This is a genomic window from Streptomyces sp. NPDC050703, assembly GCF_040654435.1.
GTDB lineage: Bacteria > Actinomycetota > Actinomycetes > Streptomycetales > Streptomycetaceae > Streptomyces.
On record NZ_JBFAHX010000003.1, the window covers coordinates 233,281 to 252,226 of the forward strand.

Sequence of the window (18,946 nt, forward strand, 5' to 3'; positions counted from 1 at the left end):
GCGGCAGCGAGGCTGATCGTGGCGGTGAGGCGCATCGCGACCGCGGGGCTCATCGCGGCGGCGAGGCGGCCCGCGGCAGCGGGGCCCATCGCGACGGCGAGACGACCCGCGGCGGCGAGGCCCATCGCGGCAGCGAGGCCCATCGCGACGGCGAGGCGGAAGGCGACGGCGAGGCCCATCGCGGCGGCGAGGCCCATCGAGGCGGCGAGGCGCATCGCGGCGGCGAGGCGGAAGGCGATGGTGAGGCCCATCGCGGCAGTGAGGCGCGCCGTGGCGGAGGATTCCGCGCCGACAGTGAAGCGGCCCGCGGCGAGGTGCCCCGTGCGGGCCCAGGGAGACAGCTACGGCGAGGTCGAGCTCGCCAGGTCCAGGGACGCCGCCACCCTGCCCGCCACACTCTCCGCGTACGCCGCGTCGGACAGCCCGAACGCCCCCCGCCCCGCCCCCCGAAGAAACGTCACGACCCCCAGAGTCCGCCCCCGGCTCCGCAGCACCGCACACAACGCGTGCACGGCATCCTCCGGCCACTGCCGGGCAACGGCCCACGCCCGCGCCCGCTCGGCCGAAGCCGCCCCCGCGCTGGCCCGCACCGACCCCTCCCGCTCCACGCACTGCGGCGCGGGATGCCCCTCGGGATACCGCACGGGAATCCCGGCCGTGGCCACGGGAAGACAGGGCCCGGGCGCCCCGCCGGGCGTAGCCGCGACGCGGACGAGACGGACCGGCTCCGCACCGGCCACCAGATCCACCAGCGCGTGATCCGCGAACCCGGCGAGCGCGAAGTCCAGCTGAACGGTCGCCGCCTCCGTGGGGTCCTCGCACTCCCCGGCGGCCCGAGCGGCCCGGTGCAGCTGCTGCGAGCGGAACCGCAGCTGCGACGCCTCCTGAGCGGTCTGCCTGGCCTCCGTGACGTCCAGGAAGAGCCAGCCGACCCCGAGCGGCACGGGCTCCTCGGTCAGCGGCGAGGCGAGCCGCACGAAGCCGCTGCGCCAGCACCGCCGCTCGAAGTCTCCGTCGTCACCGGTCCGCACCGACACCCACAGCTCGGCGGGCGAGGGCGGTGCCCCCTCGGCGAGCACGTGGGTCAGCGCGCTCTCCAGCTCCTCGACGCCCTGCCCGAGGAGGTCCGCGAGGGGCCGCCCCAGGACCGCCGTACGCCCCATTCCCAGCGCACGGGCCGCGTGTTCGTTCACGACGGCGGGCCGCAGGTCCGCGTCGACGATGACGACGCCCCAGGAGGCCGTTTCGAGGAGCGCCTCGCTCAGGGCGATGGAGCGCTCCAGGTCGATCTGGGCGTGGACCTCGCTGAAGGCGCAGTAGACGCCCGCGGCCTTCCCGTCCCCGCCCCGCACGGCGGCGGACTGCATCCGCACGAGGACCCGCCCGCCGTCCTTGGTCACGAGGGCGAACTCGTGCACGTGCCGCCCCGGCGCGTCCATCACGGACAGCAGCCGCCCCTCGACCTCCGCGGCGTCCGCGGCCCGCACGGCCCACCCGGAGAGGCCCCGCTGCCCCACGGCCTCCGCCGCCGACCAGCCGAGGATGCGCTCGGCCTCGCGGTTCCAGTGCGTCACCACGCCGTCCGCGTCGAACGCGCAGAGCGCCGCGTCCATCCCGTCGAGCAGCGCCGCGAGCAGCTCGGAACCGCCCGGCTCCGGCCCTTCGGGACCCAGTTCGTCAGTAGTTCCGCTCCGCCGCGAAGCACTCACCCGGAACCCCCTGCAGGCCGTGTCCTCGTCCTCATGAGCTGCCAGTACCGCACGTCAGATCATTCAACTCGAACGTGACGCACCCCACAGCAGGTTCGCGGAAGTCGTACGGAAAAGCTCCGCCGGAAGACCTCAGGACCGTACCCCGGAAAAACCACTTGAGGTCGCCGGACCCGATTCCTAGGGTGTGGAGCACTCGAGGAAGGAGGTGTTGCTGCAGTGATTTCATTGCGGACGCGAGAGGTGGCTGCGGGCTAGCGGCCCGTCACCACACCCAGTGCGGTGCCGGACCAGCGCGTGAGTCGAGCGTGCGGCCGGCCCAATTCAGAGCAGTCACCCGACCCGCGGGCCGCCGGTACGTCCGGCCGGCTTCCGCCACCCGGCTCCGTCCGGCGCGGCGGGACCATGGCCCGCGGGTCGCCTGCGTGTGTGGGCCCGGGGAAGCGCCGGGCAGGCGCACCCGCACCGTCACCCCTTGCTGACGGCCGACAGGATCTCCGGCAGCCGCCGGGCGACCCGGGGCGCGGCCATCCGGATGCCCAGTTCGGCCACCCCGTATCCGTAGGCCGTCCCCACCGGCAGCAGCACCCAGCTCCAGGCGGCGGTGTCCGCGGCGTGCAGCCAGACCGTGAGGGCGAGGACGGGGGCGCAGACCAGGGCCCCGGCGACCATGCCGCCGAAGATCGAGATCCAGGCGAGGCCCGCCTGCCCGGGGGCCACGTTCTTGTAGCCCTCCTGGGGGATCGAGTAGGGGAAGCGGGCCGACGTCCACGCGCCCGTGGCCAGCATCGCGCCGAGCAGCGCGAAGGAGAGCCCCACGACCTCCGCGAGGACGGGCCAGTCGCCGAGCATCGCCGTGGTGAGGACGCAGACGAGGACGGCGTACGGCACCGTCACGAGCAGGAGGGCGAGGGCCCGGCCGCGCAGTTCCACGTAGGCGTCGCGGGTGGTGGAGATGGTCATCGCCACCATCCAGAACGCGGAGGTGTCCTGCCCGAACTGGTTGTACATCAGGACGCCCAGCATCCCCGCCGCGAAGCACGCCAAGTAGACGGAGCCCGTGCCCTGCAGCGCGTTGAAGACCGGCACGATGAGGCCGATGGCCAGCGAGGTCACCCAGGCGGCCTTGGTCTTCGGATCACGCCGGACGTACCGCAGGCCGCGCTCCATGACGGTGCCGGTGCGCCCGGCGGGCAGGAGCGCGCCGAGGGCGCCGGAGGCGCGGGAGGCGCCCCTCTCCGGTTCCGCGGCCCCGAGGGTCGAGCCGTCCGGTGCCGTCATGAGCCGGGTCAGGCTGCGCCGCCAGAGCGCGAGGAGGCCCACCAGGGCCGCGGCGGACAGGGCGAGCTGGGCCGCCCCGGTCCCGTAAGCGCCCTCGCTCACGGAGTCCACCGCGCCGAGCGCCGCGGCGGGCGGCAGCCAGCGCACCACGTCGGCCGCGGGGTCGAGGGTGCCCAGGCCGGACGAGCCGAGCCGCTGCGCCCCGAAGTTGACGGCCTGCGCCCCGACGGCGATGACGAGGCCGCTGAGGACCGCGAGGTCACGGCCCTTGCGGCTGGTGAGGAGGCGGATGTTGGCGGCGGCGAAGGCCCGCGCGACGGCCACGCAGAGCAGCAGGGTGAGGGCGGTCGCGAGCACGCCCGTCACGGCCCCCGCCACGCCGTGCGCGAGCGCGATCGCCGCGCCCGCGGCCAGGCAGAGCGTGAACAGCGGGCCGATGCCCACGAGTGACGCGACGAGCAGCGCCCGTACGAGCGGGCGTGGCCGCAGCGGCAGCATCACCAGGCGGGTCGGGTCGAGCGTCTCGTCGCCGCTGGGGAAGAACAGCGGCATGACGGCCCAGCCGAGGGCGAGCACGCCGACGAGGAGGACGCAGACGGTCGCGGCGTGGCGGTCGCCGCGCAGCAGGACCAGGCCGAGGAGCTGGAGCGCGGCGAAGAGCAGGGCGACGGCCACCGAGGCGATGTAGGCGGCCCGGCGCCCGGCCGACTGGCGCAGGCCGTTGCGGAGCAGGGACAGCTTCAGCCGTACGAGGACGGGGGTGATCGCGGTGGTGCCGGCGCTGGTGCCGGCGTCACCACTGGCGTCGGAGGGGGCGGCGGTCATCGGCGGGGCCCGCCGCCCAGCCAGTCCAGGTCGGAGCCGGCGTCGCGGCTCCCCGCGCCGACGAGTTCGAGGAACGCCCGCTGCAGCGAGGGCTCCGTGCCGCGCACCTCCGCGAGGGTGCCCTGCGCGCGGATGCGGCCCGCGGCCATGACGGCGACCCAGTCGCAGAGCGACTCGACGAGCTCCATGACGTGCGAGGAGAAGACGACGGTGGCGCCGGAGGCGGTGTAGCGCTCCAGGACGCCGCGGATCGTCTGGGCCGAGACGGGGTCGACGCCCTCGAACGGCTCGTCGAGGAAGAGCACTTCGGGGTTGTGGAGCAGCGCCGCCGCGAGGCCGATCTTCTTGCGCATGCCGGTGGAGTAGTCGACGACGAGCTTGTGCTGGGCGCCCGCGAGGTCGAGCACGTCGAGGAGCTGGGTGGCGCGCTTGTCGACCTCGGCGCCGGGGAGCCCGCGCAACCTGCCGGTGTACGCGAGCAGTTCGCGCCCCGAGAGCCGCTCGAAGAGGCGCAGGCCCTCGGGGAGTACGCCGATGCGGGCCTTGACCCGTACCGGGTCGCGCCAGACGTCGTGGCCGACCACCTCGACGGTGCCCTGGTCCGGTCTGAGCAGGCCGGTGGCCATGGAGAGCGTGGTGGTCTTGCCCGCGCCGTTCGGCCCGACGAGGCCGATGAACCTGCCCGCCGGCAGGACCAGGTCGATCCCTGCCACGGCCACCTGCTCGCCGAAGCGCTTCCAGAGCCCGCTCACGCGTACCGCCGCCGCCTCGGTCACCGTGCCGCCCTTCGCCGATGTCGCCGTTCCAGCACGATACGTCGGCACGCGGTCCCGGCGAGGTCACGGTCGCAGCGAGGCGGCCGTGGTTTCGGCGAGGCGGCCCGGTCTCAGCGGCGCGCCTCGCTGCCGCACGCGTACGCCAGCGGGGAGATGATCTCCTCGCAGTCGGGCAGCCAGCGGTTGGCGGCGGTCGGGCGGCAGGCCCACTGGACCGCGCCGGACGCGCCGCAGCGGGTGGGGGGAGCGGCCACGTAGGAGCCCTCGCCGCGTGTGACCAGGTCGATGGCGGTGGGCATCCAGCCGAGCTTGCGGACGAGGCCGGGGCCCTTGGCCGCGGCGCCGGGGAGCACGAAGAACTGCATGCGCCGGTCGGGCGTGCGGGTCACGGGGCCGAGCGTGAGCCGCATCCGCTCCATACGGGCGAGCGCGAGGAACCCGGCGGTCTCCGGCACGTCGATCGCGTCGAACGTCCGTCCGGTGGGCAGCAGGATCGACGCCTTGGGCTGCTTCTGCCAGAGGCGCCGCGCCACGGTGGCGCTGCCCGTGGCCTGGCTCGCCCAGTCCTCGCGCGCGGGGTGTGCGCCGGGTGCGTCGCAGCCCGCGTCGCCGCACGAGCACCGCTCGACGCCCCCGGCGTACTCCAGCCAGGTGCCGGCGACGACGTCCCAGTGCCGCTCCTCCGCGTACCGCACGGCCGTGTCCTGCAAGGCTTCTCCGCGCTGCTTCGGGATCTGGGCGGCTGAGGTCACTCCGATGGTCTCTTCCACGCAGACCTCAACTCCCCGCACAGGGCCGGGTTACGGGCGCACGCGAGGGCGGGGGAGGAGCATCGATCCTGCGATCGGGCGCATGGGGGCACGGGCGGGGGCGCGCGGGGGAAATGGCTTCCATGCGCGGGTAGTCAGCTGTGGGGAAGTCGGAGAACGCCTCGGAGCGAGCCGGCGATCGACAGATCCATACTTACGGTTCGTATGTCTTCTTATGCCTCTTTCGTGGCGCATCTTCGCCTGGTCCCCAGGGCATTGATCAGCGTGGGTCGGCCGCCCCGGCCGCTCCGTTTCCGCTGGTCCACGGTGCACGTCAGGGGGTACGCCATGGCCGCCAGGCCACTCGTCGCGCGTCAGCCCAACGAAAGGCTGCAGGCGCTCATCCAGGAAGCCGGGTGCTCCAACGCCGGACTCGCCCGCCGGGTCAACATGTGCGGTGCGGAGCACGGCCTCGATCTGCGCTACGACAAGACGTCCGTGGCCCGCTGGCTGCGCGGGCAGCAGCCGCGCGGACGGGCGCCCGGCATCATCGCGGAGGCGCTCGGCCGCAAGCTGGGCCGTACCGTCACCATCGACGAGATCGGCATGGCGAACGGCAAGAACCTCGCCTCCGGCGTCGGCCTGCAGTTCTCGCCCACCGTGCTCGGCGCCATCGAGCAGGTCTGCGAACTGTGGCGCAGCGACGTCGGCCGCAGGGACTTCCTGTCCGGCTCGACCGTGGCCGCCTCCGCGCTCGTGGAGCCGAGCCGCGACTGGCTGATCTCCTCGGCGGACTCCCAGGTCGGCAGGACCGCGGGGCCGCGCGTCGGGATGCCGGACGTGGCCGCGGTCCAGGCGATGACGCAGGCGCTGACCGAGCTGGACCACCGGTTCGGCAGCGGACACGTGCGCCCGGTCGTCGTGCACTACCTCAACTCCGTGGTCTCCGGGCTGCTCGCGGGCTCCTACCGCGAGGCGGTCGGGCGCGAACTGTTCGCCGCCGTCGCGCGGTTGACGGAGCTGGCGGGCTACATGGCCGTCGACACGGGCCAGCCCGGCCTCGCCCAGCGCTACTACATCCAGGCGCTGCGCCTCGCCCAGGCGGCCGGTGACCGGGGGTACGGCGGGTACGTCCTCGCCGCCTCCATGAGCCACCTCGCCGCCCAGCTCGGGAACCCGCGCGAGATCGCGCAGTTGGCGCGGGCCGCACAGGAGGGGACGCGCGGACGGGTCACACCCCGCGCGGAGGCGATGTTCTACGCCGCCGAGGCGCGCGGCCACGCCCTGCTCGGGGACGCGCGCGCGACGCAGTCCGTGGCGGGCCGCGCCGTCGAGGCGATGGACCGGGCGGCGGGCGAGGAGGAGTCCGGTGACGACCCGGTCTGGATCAGCCACTTCGACCACGCGTATCTGGCCGATGAATTGGCGCATTGTCACCGTGACCTCGGCCAGGCGGACGCGGCGGCGCGCAGCGCGCAGGAGTCCCTCGACGGGCACCCGGAGGCGCGGGCCAGGCGGCGCGCGATCGGCCTGGTCCTGCTGGCCACGGCCCAGGTGCAGCGCCGCGAGGTCGAACAGGCATGCCACACGGGACTCAAGGCCGTGGAGCTCCTCGGCACCCTGCGCTCGAACCGCGGCGCCGAGTACCTGGAGGACTTCCAGCAGCGCCTTGAGCCGTACCGCGACGAGCCCGTGGTCAGGGAGTTCGGGTCCCGGGTCGACCTCCAGGCGGCGTGAGTCACGCGCGCGTGGGCGCGGAGAGAACGGCCTCGTGGGCCCCGTAACAGCGCCTGGGCGGGAGGTTTTGTTACTGCCGGCGCCGAGCGGACGGCTCCGCCCTGAGCTGCGTGGCTAAGGGCTGTGGGGACCCGGTAGCGTGAGCCGACGGTTCCGTAGGTCCCCCATACGTAGGAGTCCCGGTGACGCAGCAGAGCGGTCAGGGCGCTGCTTCCTCCGATCCGCGGCAGCCCGCGGCCCGGCAAGCCCACGAGGGCGTCGTGCTGCCCGCGGACGGCAGTGAGCCGCTGCTTCCCGGCACCGCCGGCCGGCACACCACCCCGGCGGGCGGCACCCCGTGGGGCAGCCCCTGGGGGCCCGACGCGCCGGGCGCGCCGCAGCCGCAGCCCGGCCGGGGCGAGGCATGGGGCACCCCGCAGCAGCCCGCTCAGGCCATGCCGCTGCCCCCCGAGGGCGCGACCCCGCCGCCCGGCCAGGGCTACGGCTACCCGCAGCAGTACGCGGCCCAGGACCCGTACGCCGCCCAGCAGGGCCAGGACCAGGGCGGCGGGACGTACGGCGGCGGCCGGCACGGGCGCGGAGCACACGCGGGACCCCCCGCCCAGGGCGCACACGCGGCGCAGCAGGGCCACGGAGCGCACGCCGCCCCGCCCGCCCAGGGCGCACACGCGAGACCCGGCCAGGGCGACGCCGCGTACGGCGACGCCTCGTACGGCGGCCCGCAGGGGTACGGCGGCCCGCAGGGGTACGGGGAGCAGCAGGGCCAGGGCGGACACCTGGGCCAGGGCGCCCACTCGGGCCAGAGCGCCTACCAGGGCCAGGGCGGCCACTCGGGCCAGGACGCGCACCTGGGCCAGAGCGGACACCCGGGTCAGGGCGCCCACCCGGGCCAGAGCGGACACCCGGGCCAGGACGTTCACTCGGGCCAGGGCGGCCACTCGGGCCAGAGCGGACACCCGGGTCAAGGCGCCCACCAGGGCCAGAGCGGATACCCGGGGTACGGCGGGCAGTCGAGCCACGGTGGGCAGAGCATGCCGCTGCCGCCGCTCGACCAGGGCGGCGCGCCCCTGCCCCCGGCCGCCACCGGGCCGGACGCCGACGCCACGCAGTACCTGGCGCCCATACCGGGCGGCGGCCCCATGCCGCCCGCCGGCCTCGCCCCCGGTGGCTCCGCGCCCGGCGGGGCGGGCCCCGTCGACGAGGGCGCCACGCAGTACCTGGCGCCCATACCGGGTGGCGGCCCCATGCCGCCCGCCGGCCTCGCCCCCGGTGGCTCCGCGCCCGGTGGGGCGGGCTCCGTCGACGAGGGCGCCACGCAGTACATCCCCCCGGTGGCCCCCGGCGCCCTGCCGCCCGAGGCGCCCGCCGCCGAGGCCACGCAGTTCCTCGGGCGCACCGCCCCGGCCGCGCCCGCCGCCGCGTCCGACAGCGAGCCCACGCAGTTCATCGCCCCCGTCCCCGGCACCAGCGGCCCCGTCGGGCACGCCGCGCCCCCCGAGCCGGCCGCCGCGCCCTACGGCATCCGCCCCGGCGCCCCCGGCGACCGGCAGCCGCCCGCCGAGTTCGACAGCCTCTTCCGCACCGAGCCGGAGGCCGAGGGCCCCGCGTCCACCCAGCAGATGCCCCGCTTCGACGCGGCGGCGCCCGCGGCCCCCGCGCCGGCCGCCGCGCCCGCCCCCGCACCGCAGCCCGCGCCGGGCGACGGCGGCCGCGGCGGCCGGCGCGGCCGTACCGGCTCGAAGGTCCCGCTCATCGCCGCCGTCGGCGTCGGCATCGCCCTGCTCGGCGTCGGCGCGGGCGCGCTCCTGAGCAACGGCGGCGGCGATGACGACACGGCGGACGAGGGCAAGCCCGTCTCCGCCTCCGCACCCGCCGACGAGCCGTCGCCCACCGCCGACCCCGCCAAGGAGCAGGCCGTCGCCCTGGACAAGCTCCTGGCCGACAGCAACGACAGCCGCGCGACGGTGATCGCCTCCGTACGCGACGTGGGCAAGTGCCGCAACCTCGGCCAGTCGGCGAAGGACCTGCGCGGCGCCGCCAAGCAGCGCAACGACCTGGTCGCCCGGCTCGCCGAGCTGGACGTCGACGAGCTCCCGGCCAACGCCCAGCTCACCTCGTCCCTCAACCGGGCCTGGAAGGCGTCGGCGTCCGCCGACAACCACTACGCCGCGTGGGCGGACCAGGTGGCGGGCAAGCGCGGCTGCCGCAAGGGCCACGCGCGCAGCACCTCGCACCAGGCGGCGGGCAACCGCGCGAGCGGCGAGGCGACCACAGCCAAGGAGCAGGCGGCCAAGTACTGGAACGCGATCGCCGGCAAGTACGGCCTGACCACACGCGAGAAGACCCAGCTCTGAGCCCCGCGGGAGCGGACCGCGCGCCCCTGGGGGTTACGCGGTCTGCTCCAGCGTCCTCTTGACGTCCACGAAGCCCTTGCGCGCGGGCACGAGCCTGCCGTCCCGCACCGTCTGGAACGTGACGCCCGAGTTGATCAGCCGCGGGTACTCGCTGGCCGCGATCAGGTCCTCGAAGCGCCAGCGCAGCGTCGGCGTGAGGCCGCCCGTCTCGACCCGCAGGCCGCCGTCGAGGGCGCGCCGCAGCGAGTGGGCGGTGACCTCGCCGCCGTCGAGGGACTCCACGGCCCGCTTCAGGACGGTGTACGCGATCCACGTGGTCTGCACGCCCGCGTCCGCCGGGTCGACCCGGTTGTCGCCGAACGCCTGCTCGCGGATGACACCGCGCATCTCCGCCCACCTGGCGTCGCCGGACGCCGGGTACCAGCCGGTGACGTAGGCGCCTTCGTAGGGGCCGCTCGCGCCGCCCGTGCGGTCGACCAGCGACTGGTCGACGCTGCCGAGCACCGAGGAGATCCGTACCTTCGGGTACTCCTCCCTGGTGCGCCGGAAGGAGTCGTAGAAGGTGTCGGTGCGCGCCCCGAGCGCGGCGGTCACACAGCCGTCCCCGGCGCCCGCGTGCCGCAGCGCCTGCTCGGCCTGCGGGGTGAGGTCGGTGCCGTCCTCGGGGGCGCGGATGTCGGCGACCGGCTTGTGGTCGCCGTCGGCGAGCCCGGCGTTCAGGAGCTTGGGCAGCTCGTCGCCCGCCAGGGTGTCGGGGCGGACGAGGGAGACGCGGTCGCAGCGGTCGGCGAGCTGCCGGCCGTTGCCCGCGAGGAGGGCCGGTTCGCCGCCGTTGACCGGGTAGGACAGCGGGCTGGAGAACTCGTCGTCGGTGATGCCGTAGCCGCCGATGTACGGGATGCCGGCGACCTCCAGGGGGGCGAGGAAGGAGCGGCCGTGCTGGCTGTACGCGCCGACGACCGCCACCACGTCCTCGTCGACCGCCCTGCGCGCGCACGCGGCGGCGCCGGCCGGATCGTTGTGGTCGTTGCAGGTCAGGACCTTCAGCTCGTGGCCGTCGATGCCGCCGTGGGCGTTGACCCAGCGGGCGTACGCCTCGGCCATGGCGGGGACGCCCGGCTTGTTGGTGGCCTTGGTGTTCTCGGGGGCCCAGGTCATGACGGTGATGGGGTCATCCCCGGAACCCCCCGTGGTGCCAGGGATGACCCCGCATCCGGCGGTCAGGGCGACGCACGCCGCCGCGGCGGCCACGGTGTGCGCGGCGTGTCGGTGGGGGCGGAGGAGGAAGGAGCGTCGCCGACCGGTCATGGCACCGCACACTTCCGGTCACGGGCCAACCGGGGAGTGACTCTCTCTCAACGGACGGTGACATCACCATGAACGGGCGGGGGCCGATTCGGGAGCGTCACGTGGGAACGTACGATCGATGACCGTGCAAGGTTCGGAGAACTCTTCCCGTCGCGGCCGTCGCTCCAGCACCATGGGTGGCATGCCGACCAACGACATGCCGTGGTGGCGCTGGCGCAGCAACGTGCGCTCGGCGCTGCACATGCTCTCCGACCCCGCCTTCCAGCAGGAGTGCTGGCTCGCGGGGCGCGACGAGTACGGGGACGTGACCGACGCCGTGTACCGGCTGGTCGAGGACACGTGGCTGGACAACTGGTCCGCCGAGAAGTACGTCGGCACGATCTTCCGCGACTCCCAGGAGGCGGCGCTCGTCGACACGGCCGTGCTGCGCGTCCTGCGGATCATGCACGAGGTCGGGCCCGACGCGATGGTCTCCGTCTACCTCCAGCACCCGGGCTGGCCCGAGGCCGTGCGGGCGGCGCGCGACGCGCACGTACGCCTCGCCACGAGTGACGGGGAGGACCCCGACGAGCCGCCGCGGACCCTCGAAGTCCTGCGGATACTGACGCGGACCGGCTGAGCCGGCCGAGTCGAAGGAGGCTGGAGTTCCGCTGGTGCGCCCGTCCCGGCTCCCGGGATGATTGCCCGCCGCGCGGCACCCTGTGGGAACCTTGCCTGCATGAACGAGCAGTCCGTGGCCCCCGCCGTCCCCGCCGAGCAGTACGTCCTCACCCTCTCCTGCCCCGACAAGCAGGGCATCGTGCACGCCGTGTCGAGCTACCTCTTCATGACCGGCTGCAACATCGAGGACAGCCAGCAGTTCGGCGACCACGACACCGGTCTGTTCTTCATGCGCGTCCACTTCTCCGCCGAGTCCCCGGTGACCGTCGACAAGCTGCGGGCGAGCTTCGCCGCGGTCGGCGACTCCTTCCACATGGAGTGGCAGATCCACCGGGCCGAGGAGAAGATGCGGGTCGTCCTGCTGGTCTCGAAGTTCGGGCACTGCCTGAACGACCTGCTGTTCCGCTCGCGGATCGGCGCGCTGCCGGTGGAGATCGCCGCCGTCGTCTCCAACCACACGGACTTCGCCGAGCTCGTCGCCTCGTACGACATCCCCTTCCACCACATTCCGGTGACGCGGGAGAACAAGCCGGAGGCCGAGGCGCGGCTCCTCGAACTCGTGCGCTCGCTCGACGTGGAGCTCGTCGTCCTCGCCCGCTACATGCAGGTGCTCTCCGACGACCTCTGCAAGGAGCTGAGCGGGCGGATCATCAACATCCACCACTCGTTCCTGCCGAGCTTCAAGGGCGCCAAGCCCTACCACCAGGCGCACGCGCGCGGCGTGAAGCTGATCGGCGCGACCGCGCACTACGTGACGGCCGACCTCGACGAGGGGCCGATCATCGAGCAGGAGGTCGAGCGGGTCGGCCACGGCGTGACCCCCGACCAGCTCGTGGCGATCGGCCGCGACGTGGAGTGCCAGGCGCTGGCGCGGGCCGTGAAGTGGCACGCGGAGCGCAGAATCCTGCTGAACGGCAGCCGCACGGTCGTCTTCGCCTGACCCGCTCCCCCGCGGGGAGCCCGGCGCGCCTCACGCCCGGGACTGCCTCACGTACGGGCCCGGCTCGCGTCTGGGACCGCCTCGCGTCCGGGCCCGGCTCGCGTCTGGGACCGCCTCGCGTCCGGGCCCGGCTCGCGTCTGGGACCGCCTCGCGTCCGGGCCCGGCTCGCGTCCGGGACCGCCTCACGTCCCGGCCCGGCTCACATCCGGCTCAGCGACGCCGCCGAGGACAGGACGTCGCGGATCGCCTCCCGGTCCCCGTCCTGACCGGCGGCGGCCTCCTCGGGCGGGATGTGCCCCGCGGCCAGGCGGCAGAACTCCACGCCGTCCAGCGCCACGTGCGCCACCTCGCGCTCGGCCGACGCGGCGGCGCCCGGTGAGTCCAGCGGGACGAACCACTCGCCGCCGCCGAGCCCCTCGATCTCCAGGCGCAGGCTCCGGCCGGGCGCGCCCGCCGCGACCAGGTCACGCGGGGGCGCCGCGTGACCGGAGCGGCGGCGGGCCGCCAGGGTGCCGGGGAGCATCCGCGCGGCAAGGTCGATCATGCGGTGGAGGTGCCGGGGCGACGGCGGGTCGTACGGATACGCGACGGCGTCGGCGATGTCGCCCGCGTGAATCCAGCACTCGAAGGCGCGGTCCACCAGCGCGTCCCGCAGCGGCAGCTCGATCCGCCGCCCGGCCCCTTCGGCGCCCTCGGGCACCGTCCCGTACGGCACGGGCATCCGCCCCGAGCCGTCGCCCGCGAAGGAGACCGTGCGCACCAGCTCGTGCGTCTGGTCCCGCCAGGGTCCGCGCACCGCGCGGGTGGGCGGGAAGTACGACGCCTGCCAGTACGCCTCGGTGCGCTCGGCGGGGAGCAGGGGGTCCTTGGCCGTCGGGCCGAGCGGGTCGCCGAGGCCGAGGGCGACCGCGACCAGGCCGTCCACGGCGATGAGGTGCCCGATGACCCCGGCCACGGTGGTCCTGCGGCTGACCTGGCCGCCCTCCTCGAACCAGCGCAGCCGCACCGGGGCATGCCAATCCGCGTCGCCGATGTCCCGGAGCAGGGCGTCGAGGCGGGCGCTCTCCGCGTCGTACGGCACGGCCCACCCGGGGACCGGGATGCGCGGCGGGCGGCGGCCCAGGCAGCTCTCCAGGACGCGGGTGCGCAGGCCGGGATCGAGGTCGAGGCTCTCCTCGGCGTGGAGCAGGCCGACGGCGTCCCGCAGCCGCAGCGCCTCCTCCGCGCACGGACCGCACTCGCCCAGGTGCTCCTCGACGGCGGCGGCCTCCGCCGGGGAGCACGCGGCGAGCGCCCAGGCGCCGAGCAGGGACTTCAGGACGGGGTGGTCGAGGACGAGCGGGGCGGGCGCCCGGCCGGGCTGCGGCTCGGGGAGGCCGGAGCCGGTCACGGTGCCGTCCCGCCGGGTGAGGCGCCGGGGGCGCGGCCGGCGGACGGGCCGCCCGTGTCGTTGGCCGTCGACAGGAGCTGGAGGCCGAGGCGGAGCCTGCGCCGGGCCTCGTCCTCGGTGACGCCGAGGTCGGCGGCCGCCTGGCGGTAGTCACGCCGCTGGAAGTACGCCAGTTCGAGCGCGGCCCGCAGCGGTGTGGGCATGGCCGTCACGATGTAGTCCGCGCGGGCCGCGGCGGAGGCCCTGCGGACCTTGCGCTCCAGCTCCTCCGGCGTGCCCTCGCCCTCGGCGAGCGCGGCCGACTCGGTCCGGCGGAGCCTGCGCACGGCCCGCTCGTGCGTCAGCGTGGCGAGCCAGGAGCGCAGGGGACCCTGCTTCGGGTCGTACGCGTCGGGGTTCTCCCATACGTGGGCGAAGACCTCGCGGGTGATGCGGTCGGCGCCGCTCTCGTCGTCGAGGACGCGGTGTGCGAGGCCGTGCACCAGCGAGGCGAAGCGGTCGTACAGCTCGCCGAGCGCGGCTGCCTCCCCGTGCGCGAGCCGCTGCTGCATCCTGCGGTCCCAGCGCCGCGGCGCGTCCTTCGGCATGCGGCCCCCTCTTGCGCTCGCCGTGTCCGGACTCTCCCCCGAATGTAGTCGGCGCCACTGACGGCGCACCTCTCTTTGCGGCAAAGCGCGTTCCCCGCGAAGGACCGGATGATATTGCCCCGGCGATGCTGGTGTTTCATGGGAGGTGCGGTTGGGCAGCCGAGGCTGAACGAAGCGTAGGGACCGCTTCCGGATCACTTCGGGCCGGAGGGAAGAGCAGGCGAGCGAGAGGCGTGGCGCGTGACGCTCAAGGTGACGGTGGGCGAGCAGAGCGGCTGGGCCGTGCTGCGTGTCTCCGGTGAGATGGACCTGCTGACCTCGCCCGTCCTGCGCCAGCGCGTGCACCAAGCCGTGGCCGACGGCCGTCGCAGCGTCGTACTCGACCTCTCCGACGTGCTGTTCTGCGACTCCAGCGGGGTCGGCGTGCTGATCGCCACCCGCCGCCTGATCCGCTCCTGCCGGGGCCGCCTCCGCCTGATACTCCCGGCCCAGGGCGCCGTCGACGGCTCCCACGTCAACCGGGTCCTGGCGGCCCTCGGCGTCCGCAGGCTCTTCGAGGTCTTCCCCGACGTGGACGAGGCCCTCGACGAGGAGGCGACACCGCTCTCCGCGTGAGCGGGCCTACACGTGCCGCTTGGCCCTCGCCACGAAGTGGTCGACGGCGTCACGCGACACGCGGCGCCGCTCGGCGAGTTCCCCGCGGTCGGCGGACGTGTGCACGGTGGCGACCTGCTCCGGCGTCTCCTCGGCCAGCCGCACCAGCTCCTCGTCGCCGGAGAGCAACTGCACGCGGAAAGCGCCTCCTGCGCCGCGGAGCGCATCTCGTGGGAACGGAAGCGGACTTCCTCCTGCTCCTCGCGCCCCTCCACCCTGCTGAACCAGCGGTCCACCAGAATCCGCCGGTAGTTGACCAGCGCGCCCGCGTACGCGCAGTACGCGTCGATCCGCTCCTGGCGCAGTCTCTCGGAGCGGGCAGCACATCGCCCCTGGGGCACACCCGTCCCGGAATTCAGGCGGTCCTGCCACAAGCCACGCTTTCCCGCCTCCGCGGGCCCCGGGACGACGTACGCTCGCTGCTGCCGGGGTACCCACCCCCTGAACTGCACCCAACCGCGGAAAAGAGGCGGCCCGAAGACCATGGACAGTGCCGAGTACGAGCGTAAGATCGCGGCCCGGTTCGCCACCTTCGACCAGGACGGCAACAACTACATCTCCCGTGAGGACTTCAGCACGGCGGCCGCCGCCCTGTGCAAGGAGTTCGGGACGACGGCGCGGTCCGACAAGGGGCAGGCCCTGTACCTGGGCGCCGAGGCGTTCTGGCAGGGCATGGCCGGGATCGCGGACCGCGACGGGGACCAGCGGATCACGCGGGACGAGTTCGTGGGCGGCGCGGTGAAGCGGCTGCGGGACAACCCGGAGCGGTTCGCCGAGATCGCGCGGCCCTTCCTGCACGCCGTGATCGGCATCGCCGACGGCGACGGCGACGGGGCGGTGGCCCCGGGCGAGATCGAGCGCGCGCTCAAGGCGCTCGGCGTCCCCGAGGACGTCGCGGGCACCGTGGCGGCCGGCCTCGACGCGGACGGCGACGGCCGCGTGGCGGAGCAGGAGATCGTGACGGGCTTCGCCCAGTACTTCACGGTCCCCGAGTGAGCCGGTGGTTCACGGGTCCGCAGTGGGCGGCACGCGCGCGTAGCGCTCTCTCAGCTTGTACTTGAGCACTTTGCGCAGCGTCTCGTTGCGGGGAAGCGCCTCGACGACCTCCAGCTGCTCCGGCAGCTTGTAGGGCGCGAGGCCCTCCCCGCGCAGATACGCGGTCACGGCGGCCAGTGTCAGTCCGCCGCCGCCCGGCCGCCGCTCCACCACCGCGCAGACCCGTTCCCCGCGTTCGGGGTCGGGCAGGCCGACGACCGCCGCGTCGCCGACGGCGGGGTGGCCGTGCAGCAGGTCCTCGATCTCCTTGGCGGAGATGTTCTCCCCCTTGCGGATGATGATGTCCTTCGCGCGTCCGGTGAGCACCAGGTGGCCGCTCTCCGTGAGGTGGCCGAGGTCCCCGGTGACGAGGAACCCGTCGGCGTCGAAGGCGGCCGCGTCCTGCGCCGGGTCCAGATACCCCTGGCAGACGGCCTCGCCGCGCAGCCGCACCTCGCCGTCGACGCCGGGACCGAGCCTCCGGCCGTCGGCGCCGGTGATGCGGATCTCCATGCCGGGCGGCGGACGCCCCTCCGTGGTCGCCAGGTTCTCCGCGGTGTCGCCGGGGGCGCCCATAGTGATCATCGGAACCTCGGTCATGCCGTACCCGTGGGTCAGCGCGCACCCCAATTCGCGTACGACGGCGTGGTAGATCTCCGGCGGCTTCGGCGCCCCGCCGCCCGCCAGGAGCCGCAGCGTGGGGATGACCTTCTCGCCCGGCGGCAACCTGCGCTGCTCGGCGAGGAACATCGAGTAGAAGGCCGTCGACCCGCCCGCCACGGTCACGCCGTGCCGCCGGTAGCCCGCGAGCGCGTCCGGCAGCGCGAAGTGCTCGAACATCACCGCGGGGAAGCCGTAGAGCAGCAGCATCACCGTGTAGTCGGGGCCCGCGATGTGCGCGAAGGGGAACGCCATCGAGCCCACGTCGGTCGCCCTCGGGCGCAGCGCGTGGGCCAGGCAGGAGCCGCCGGCGATGAGGGAGCGGTCGGTGTGCAGGACGCCCTTGGGGTCGGACGTCGTGCCCGAGGTCCAGTAGATCCAGCGCACCCGCGTGCCGTCCGCGGGCGGGGCGGGCAGCACGGACGGATCGGCGTCGGGCAGCTCCTCGTACGCCTCGAAGACGCCCCGCGCGCCGAGCCCGCGCGCCATCTCCGTGTGGTCGAAGCCGCGCCACACGCCGGGCACCGCGAAGTGCTCCGCCTCGGACTCCCGGAGCGCGAAGCCGACTTCCCGGTCGCGGAGGAAGGGGATGAGCGGGGACTGGACGGCTCCCAGGCGGGCGAGCGCGAAGGAGAGCAGGGCCGTCTCGATGCGGGTGGGCAGCTGCCAGGCGACGACCGTGCCGGGGCGCACGCCCCTGGCGTACAGCCCGGCGGCGACGCGCTCGGCGCGGTCCCGCAGCGCGCCGAAGGTGAGCGTGCGGTCGTCGGCCGGGTCGTCGGCGGCCTGGATCAGGACCGGTGCGTCGGGGGTGAGCGCGGCGCGGCGCTCCACCAGCTCCCAGAGCGTGCGGGAGGAGCCCAGCTCGTACGCGGTCTCGTTCCGCTCGTGCGCGGTCCCGTGCTGCGCGGTGCTCATGCCGTCGACCTCCCGGGCGGCTGGGCTGACGGGGCGTCAGATGGTGCCGGAAGCGTAGGGCTGTGCGCCTTGTCGGTCCAGGGGTGCGGGGCTAGCCTGGTTTCTGACGGGCCATCAGATTGCCCCGGAGTGCCCGGACGGATGACCGGAGGAGACACCATGGCCGAGCTTCCTCGGATCGTCAGCGTCGACGACCACGTGATCGAGCCCGCGCACCTCTTCGAGACCTGGCTGCCCGCCCGGTACCGCGACCGCGGCCCCAAGCCACTGACGGCCGGCATCGGGGAGCTGGCCTACGTGGGGGGCAAGTACCAGATCACCATGGACCCGGACGGGCCGCCGACCGACTGGTGGATCTACGAGGACCTCAGGTTCCCGTACAAGCGCAACATCGCCGCCGTGGGCTTCGACCGCGACGACATGACCCTTGAGGGCATCACCCGCGCGGAGATGCGGCGCGGCTGCTGGGACCCGGCCGCCCGCCTGAAGGACATGGACCTCAACCACGTGGAGGCATCCCTGTGCTTCCCGACCTTCCCCCGCTTCTGCGGCCAGACCTTCGCCGAGGCCGACGACAAGGAGGTCGCCCTCGCCTGCGTGCGCGCCTACAACGACTGGATGGTCGAGGAGTGGTGCGGCGACAGCGGCGGCCGCCTCGTCCCGCTCTGCCTCATCCCGCTGTGGGACATCGACCTCGCCGTCGCCGAGGTCGCGCGCAACGCCGCCCGCGGCGTCCGGGCCGTCACCTTCTCCGAGATCCCGACGCACCTGGGCCTTCCGTCCATCCACAGCGGCCACTGGGACCCGTTCTTCGCCGTCTGCCAGGACACCGGCACGGTCGTCAACATGCACATCGGCTCGTCGTCGCAGATGCCCGCCGCGTCCCCCGACGCCCCGCCCGCCGTCCAGGCCGCGCTGTCCTTCAACAACGCCATGGCGTCGATGATGGACTTCCTTTTCAGCGGCGTCCTCGTGCGGTTCCCGCGGCTCACGCTCGCCTACTCCGAGGGGCAGATGGGCTGGATTCCGTACGCCCTGGAGCGCGCCGACGACGTGTGGGAGGAGCACCGCGCGTGGGGCGGCGTGAAGGACCTCGTCCCCGAGCCCCCCTCGACGTACTACTACCGGCAGATGTTCTGCTGCTTCTTCCGCGACAAGCACGGGGTGGCCTCGCTCGACGTCGTCGGGCGCGACAACGCGACCTTCGAGACCGACTACCCGCACGTGGACTCGACCTTCCCGCACACCAAGGAGGTCGCCCTCGACCACGTCAAGGGCCTCGACGACGAGACGGTCCACAAGCTCATGCGCGGCAACGCGATCCGGATGCTGGGGCTCGACCTGGACCGGGACAGGTAGGCG

The 18,946-nt window shown here is 74.1% G+C and carries 17 protein-coding genes; 7 read left to right on the forward strand and 10 right to left on the reverse strand.

Annotated elements, in window-relative coordinates; translation table 11 throughout:
- The 5 genes from AB0I16_RS04320 to AB0I16_RS04340 all read right to left on the reverse strand — a co-directional run.
- On the reverse strand, positions 1-251 hold a 251-nt coding region (locus AB0I16_RS04320; RefSeq protein WP_363247789.1), incomplete at its 3' end, for a hypothetical protein.
- 90 nt (positions 252-341) lie between these two features.
- On the reverse strand, positions 342-1,709 hold the full coding sequence (locus tag AB0I16_RS04325; RefSeq protein WP_363247790.1) for a PAS domain-containing protein: 1,368 nt from the start codon (positions 1,707-1,709) through the stop codon (positions 342-344).
- A 468-nt stretch (positions 1,710-2,177) separates the two neighbouring features.
- Positions 2,178-3,815 carry a transporter gene (locus AB0I16_RS04330; RefSeq protein WP_363247791.1) on the reverse strand — a complete coding sequence of 546 codons (1,638 nt, stop codon included), beginning with the start codon at positions 3,813-3,815 and terminating at the stop codon, positions 2,178-2,180.
- Complete coding sequence (locus AB0I16_RS04335) at positions 3,812-4,591, reverse strand: ABC transporter ATP-binding protein (protein WP_363247792.1); 780 nt, start codon at positions 4,589-4,591, stop codon at positions 3,812-3,814. Before AB0I16_RS04335 ends, AB0I16_RS04330 begins: the two co-directional genes overlap by 4 nt.
- A gap of 110 nt (positions 4,592-4,701) precedes the next feature.
- On the reverse strand, positions 4,702-5,361 hold the full coding sequence (locus AB0I16_RS04340) for a bifunctional DNA primase/polymerase (protein WP_363247793.1): 660 nt from the start codon (positions 5,359-5,361) through the stop codon (positions 4,702-4,704).
- A gap of 327 nt (positions 5,362-5,688) precedes the next feature.
- Between AB0I16_RS04340 and AB0I16_RS04345 the strand changes: the two genes are divergently transcribed.
- A complete protein-coding gene (locus AB0I16_RS04345; RefSeq protein ID WP_363247794.1) occupies positions 5,689-7,077 on the forward strand; it encodes a transcriptional regulator in 1,389 nt (462 codons plus the stop codon).
- Between the two features lie 182 nt (positions 7,078-7,259).
- Entirely contained in the window at positions 7,260-9,431 is a 2,172-nt protein-coding gene (locus tag AB0I16_RS04350; RefSeq protein ID WP_363247795.1) for a hypothetical protein, read from the forward strand.
- A 33-nt stretch (positions 9,432-9,464) separates the two neighbouring features.
- Here AB0I16_RS04350 and AB0I16_RS04355 read toward each other — a convergent pair whose 3' ends face one another.
- Positions 9,465-10,739, reverse strand: coding sequence for an ABC transporter substrate-binding protein (locus AB0I16_RS04355; protein WP_363247796.1), 1,275 nt, complete (start codon positions 10,737-10,739; stop codon positions 9,465-9,467).
- Between the two features lie 118 nt (positions 10,740-10,857).
- Here AB0I16_RS04355 and AB0I16_RS04360 point away from each other — a divergent pair, with 118 nt between their 5' ends.
- Together AB0I16_RS04360 and purU are read left to right on the forward strand one after the other, a co-directional pair.
- Positions 10,858-11,358 carry a hypothetical protein gene (locus AB0I16_RS04360; RefSeq protein ID WP_363247797.1) on the forward strand — a complete coding sequence of 167 codons (501 nt, stop codon included), beginning with the start codon at positions 10,858-10,860 and terminating at the stop codon, positions 11,356-11,358.
- 99 nt (positions 11,359-11,457) lie between these two features.
- The gene (gene purU, locus AB0I16_RS04365) at positions 11,458-12,339 is read left to right on the forward strand and encodes a formyltetrahydrofolate deformylase (protein ID WP_363247798.1); all 882 of its coding nucleotides are present in this window, start codon (positions 11,458-11,460) and stop codon (positions 12,337-12,339) included.
- A gap of 200 nt (positions 12,340-12,539) precedes the next feature.
- Here the strand turns inward: purU and AB0I16_RS04370 are convergent, their stop codons facing one another.
- Positions 12,540-13,730: a zf-HC2 domain-containing protein gene (locus AB0I16_RS04370; protein ID WP_363247799.1), complete on the reverse strand. Its 1,191-nt coding sequence runs from the start codon at positions 13,728-13,730 to the stop codon at positions 12,540-12,542.
- Positions 13,727-14,317: a sigma-70 family RNA polymerase sigma factor gene (locus tag AB0I16_RS04375; RefSeq protein ID WP_363247800.1), complete on the reverse strand. Its 591-nt coding sequence runs from the start codon at positions 14,315-14,317 to the stop codon at positions 13,727-13,729. Before AB0I16_RS04375 ends, AB0I16_RS04370 begins: the two co-directional genes overlap by 4 nt.
- Before the next feature lie 240 nt (positions 14,318-14,557).
- Here AB0I16_RS04375 and AB0I16_RS04380 point away from each other — a divergent pair, with 240 nt between their 5' ends.
- Complete coding sequence (locus AB0I16_RS04380) at positions 14,558-14,932, forward strand: STAS domain-containing protein (protein WP_363247801.1); 375 nt, start codon at positions 14,558-14,560, stop codon at positions 14,930-14,932.
- Between the two features lie 6 nt (positions 14,933-14,938).
- On the opposite strand, the gene AB0I16_RS04385 is transcribed toward AB0I16_RS04380, so the two are convergent.
- A complete protein-coding gene (locus AB0I16_RS04385) occupies positions 14,939-15,106 on the reverse strand; it encodes a hypothetical protein (RefSeq protein ID WP_363247802.1) in 168 nt (55 codons plus the stop codon).
- 348 nt (positions 15,107-15,454) lie between these two features.
- On the opposite strand from AB0I16_RS04385, the gene AB0I16_RS04390 reads away from it, so the two are divergent.
- The gene (locus AB0I16_RS04390; RefSeq protein ID WP_363247803.1) at positions 15,455-15,967 is read left to right on the forward strand and encodes an EF-hand domain-containing protein; all 513 of its coding nucleotides are present in this window, start codon (positions 15,455-15,457) and stop codon (positions 15,965-15,967) included.
- A 9-nt stretch (positions 15,968-15,976) separates the two neighbouring features.
- On the opposite strand, the gene AB0I16_RS04395 is transcribed toward AB0I16_RS04390, so the two are convergent.
- Positions 15,977-17,584: an AMP-binding protein gene (locus AB0I16_RS04395; protein ID WP_363247804.1), complete on the reverse strand. Its 1,608-nt coding sequence runs from the start codon at positions 17,582-17,584 to the stop codon at positions 15,977-15,979.
- 159 nt (positions 17,585-17,743) lie between these two features.
- Between AB0I16_RS04395 and AB0I16_RS04400 the strand changes: the two genes are divergently transcribed.
- Positions 17,744-18,943: an amidohydrolase family protein gene (locus tag AB0I16_RS04400; protein ID WP_363247805.1), complete on the forward strand. Its 1,200-nt coding sequence runs from the start codon at positions 17,744-17,746 to the stop codon at positions 18,941-18,943.
- Positions 18,944-18,946: the final 3 nt, after the last annotated feature.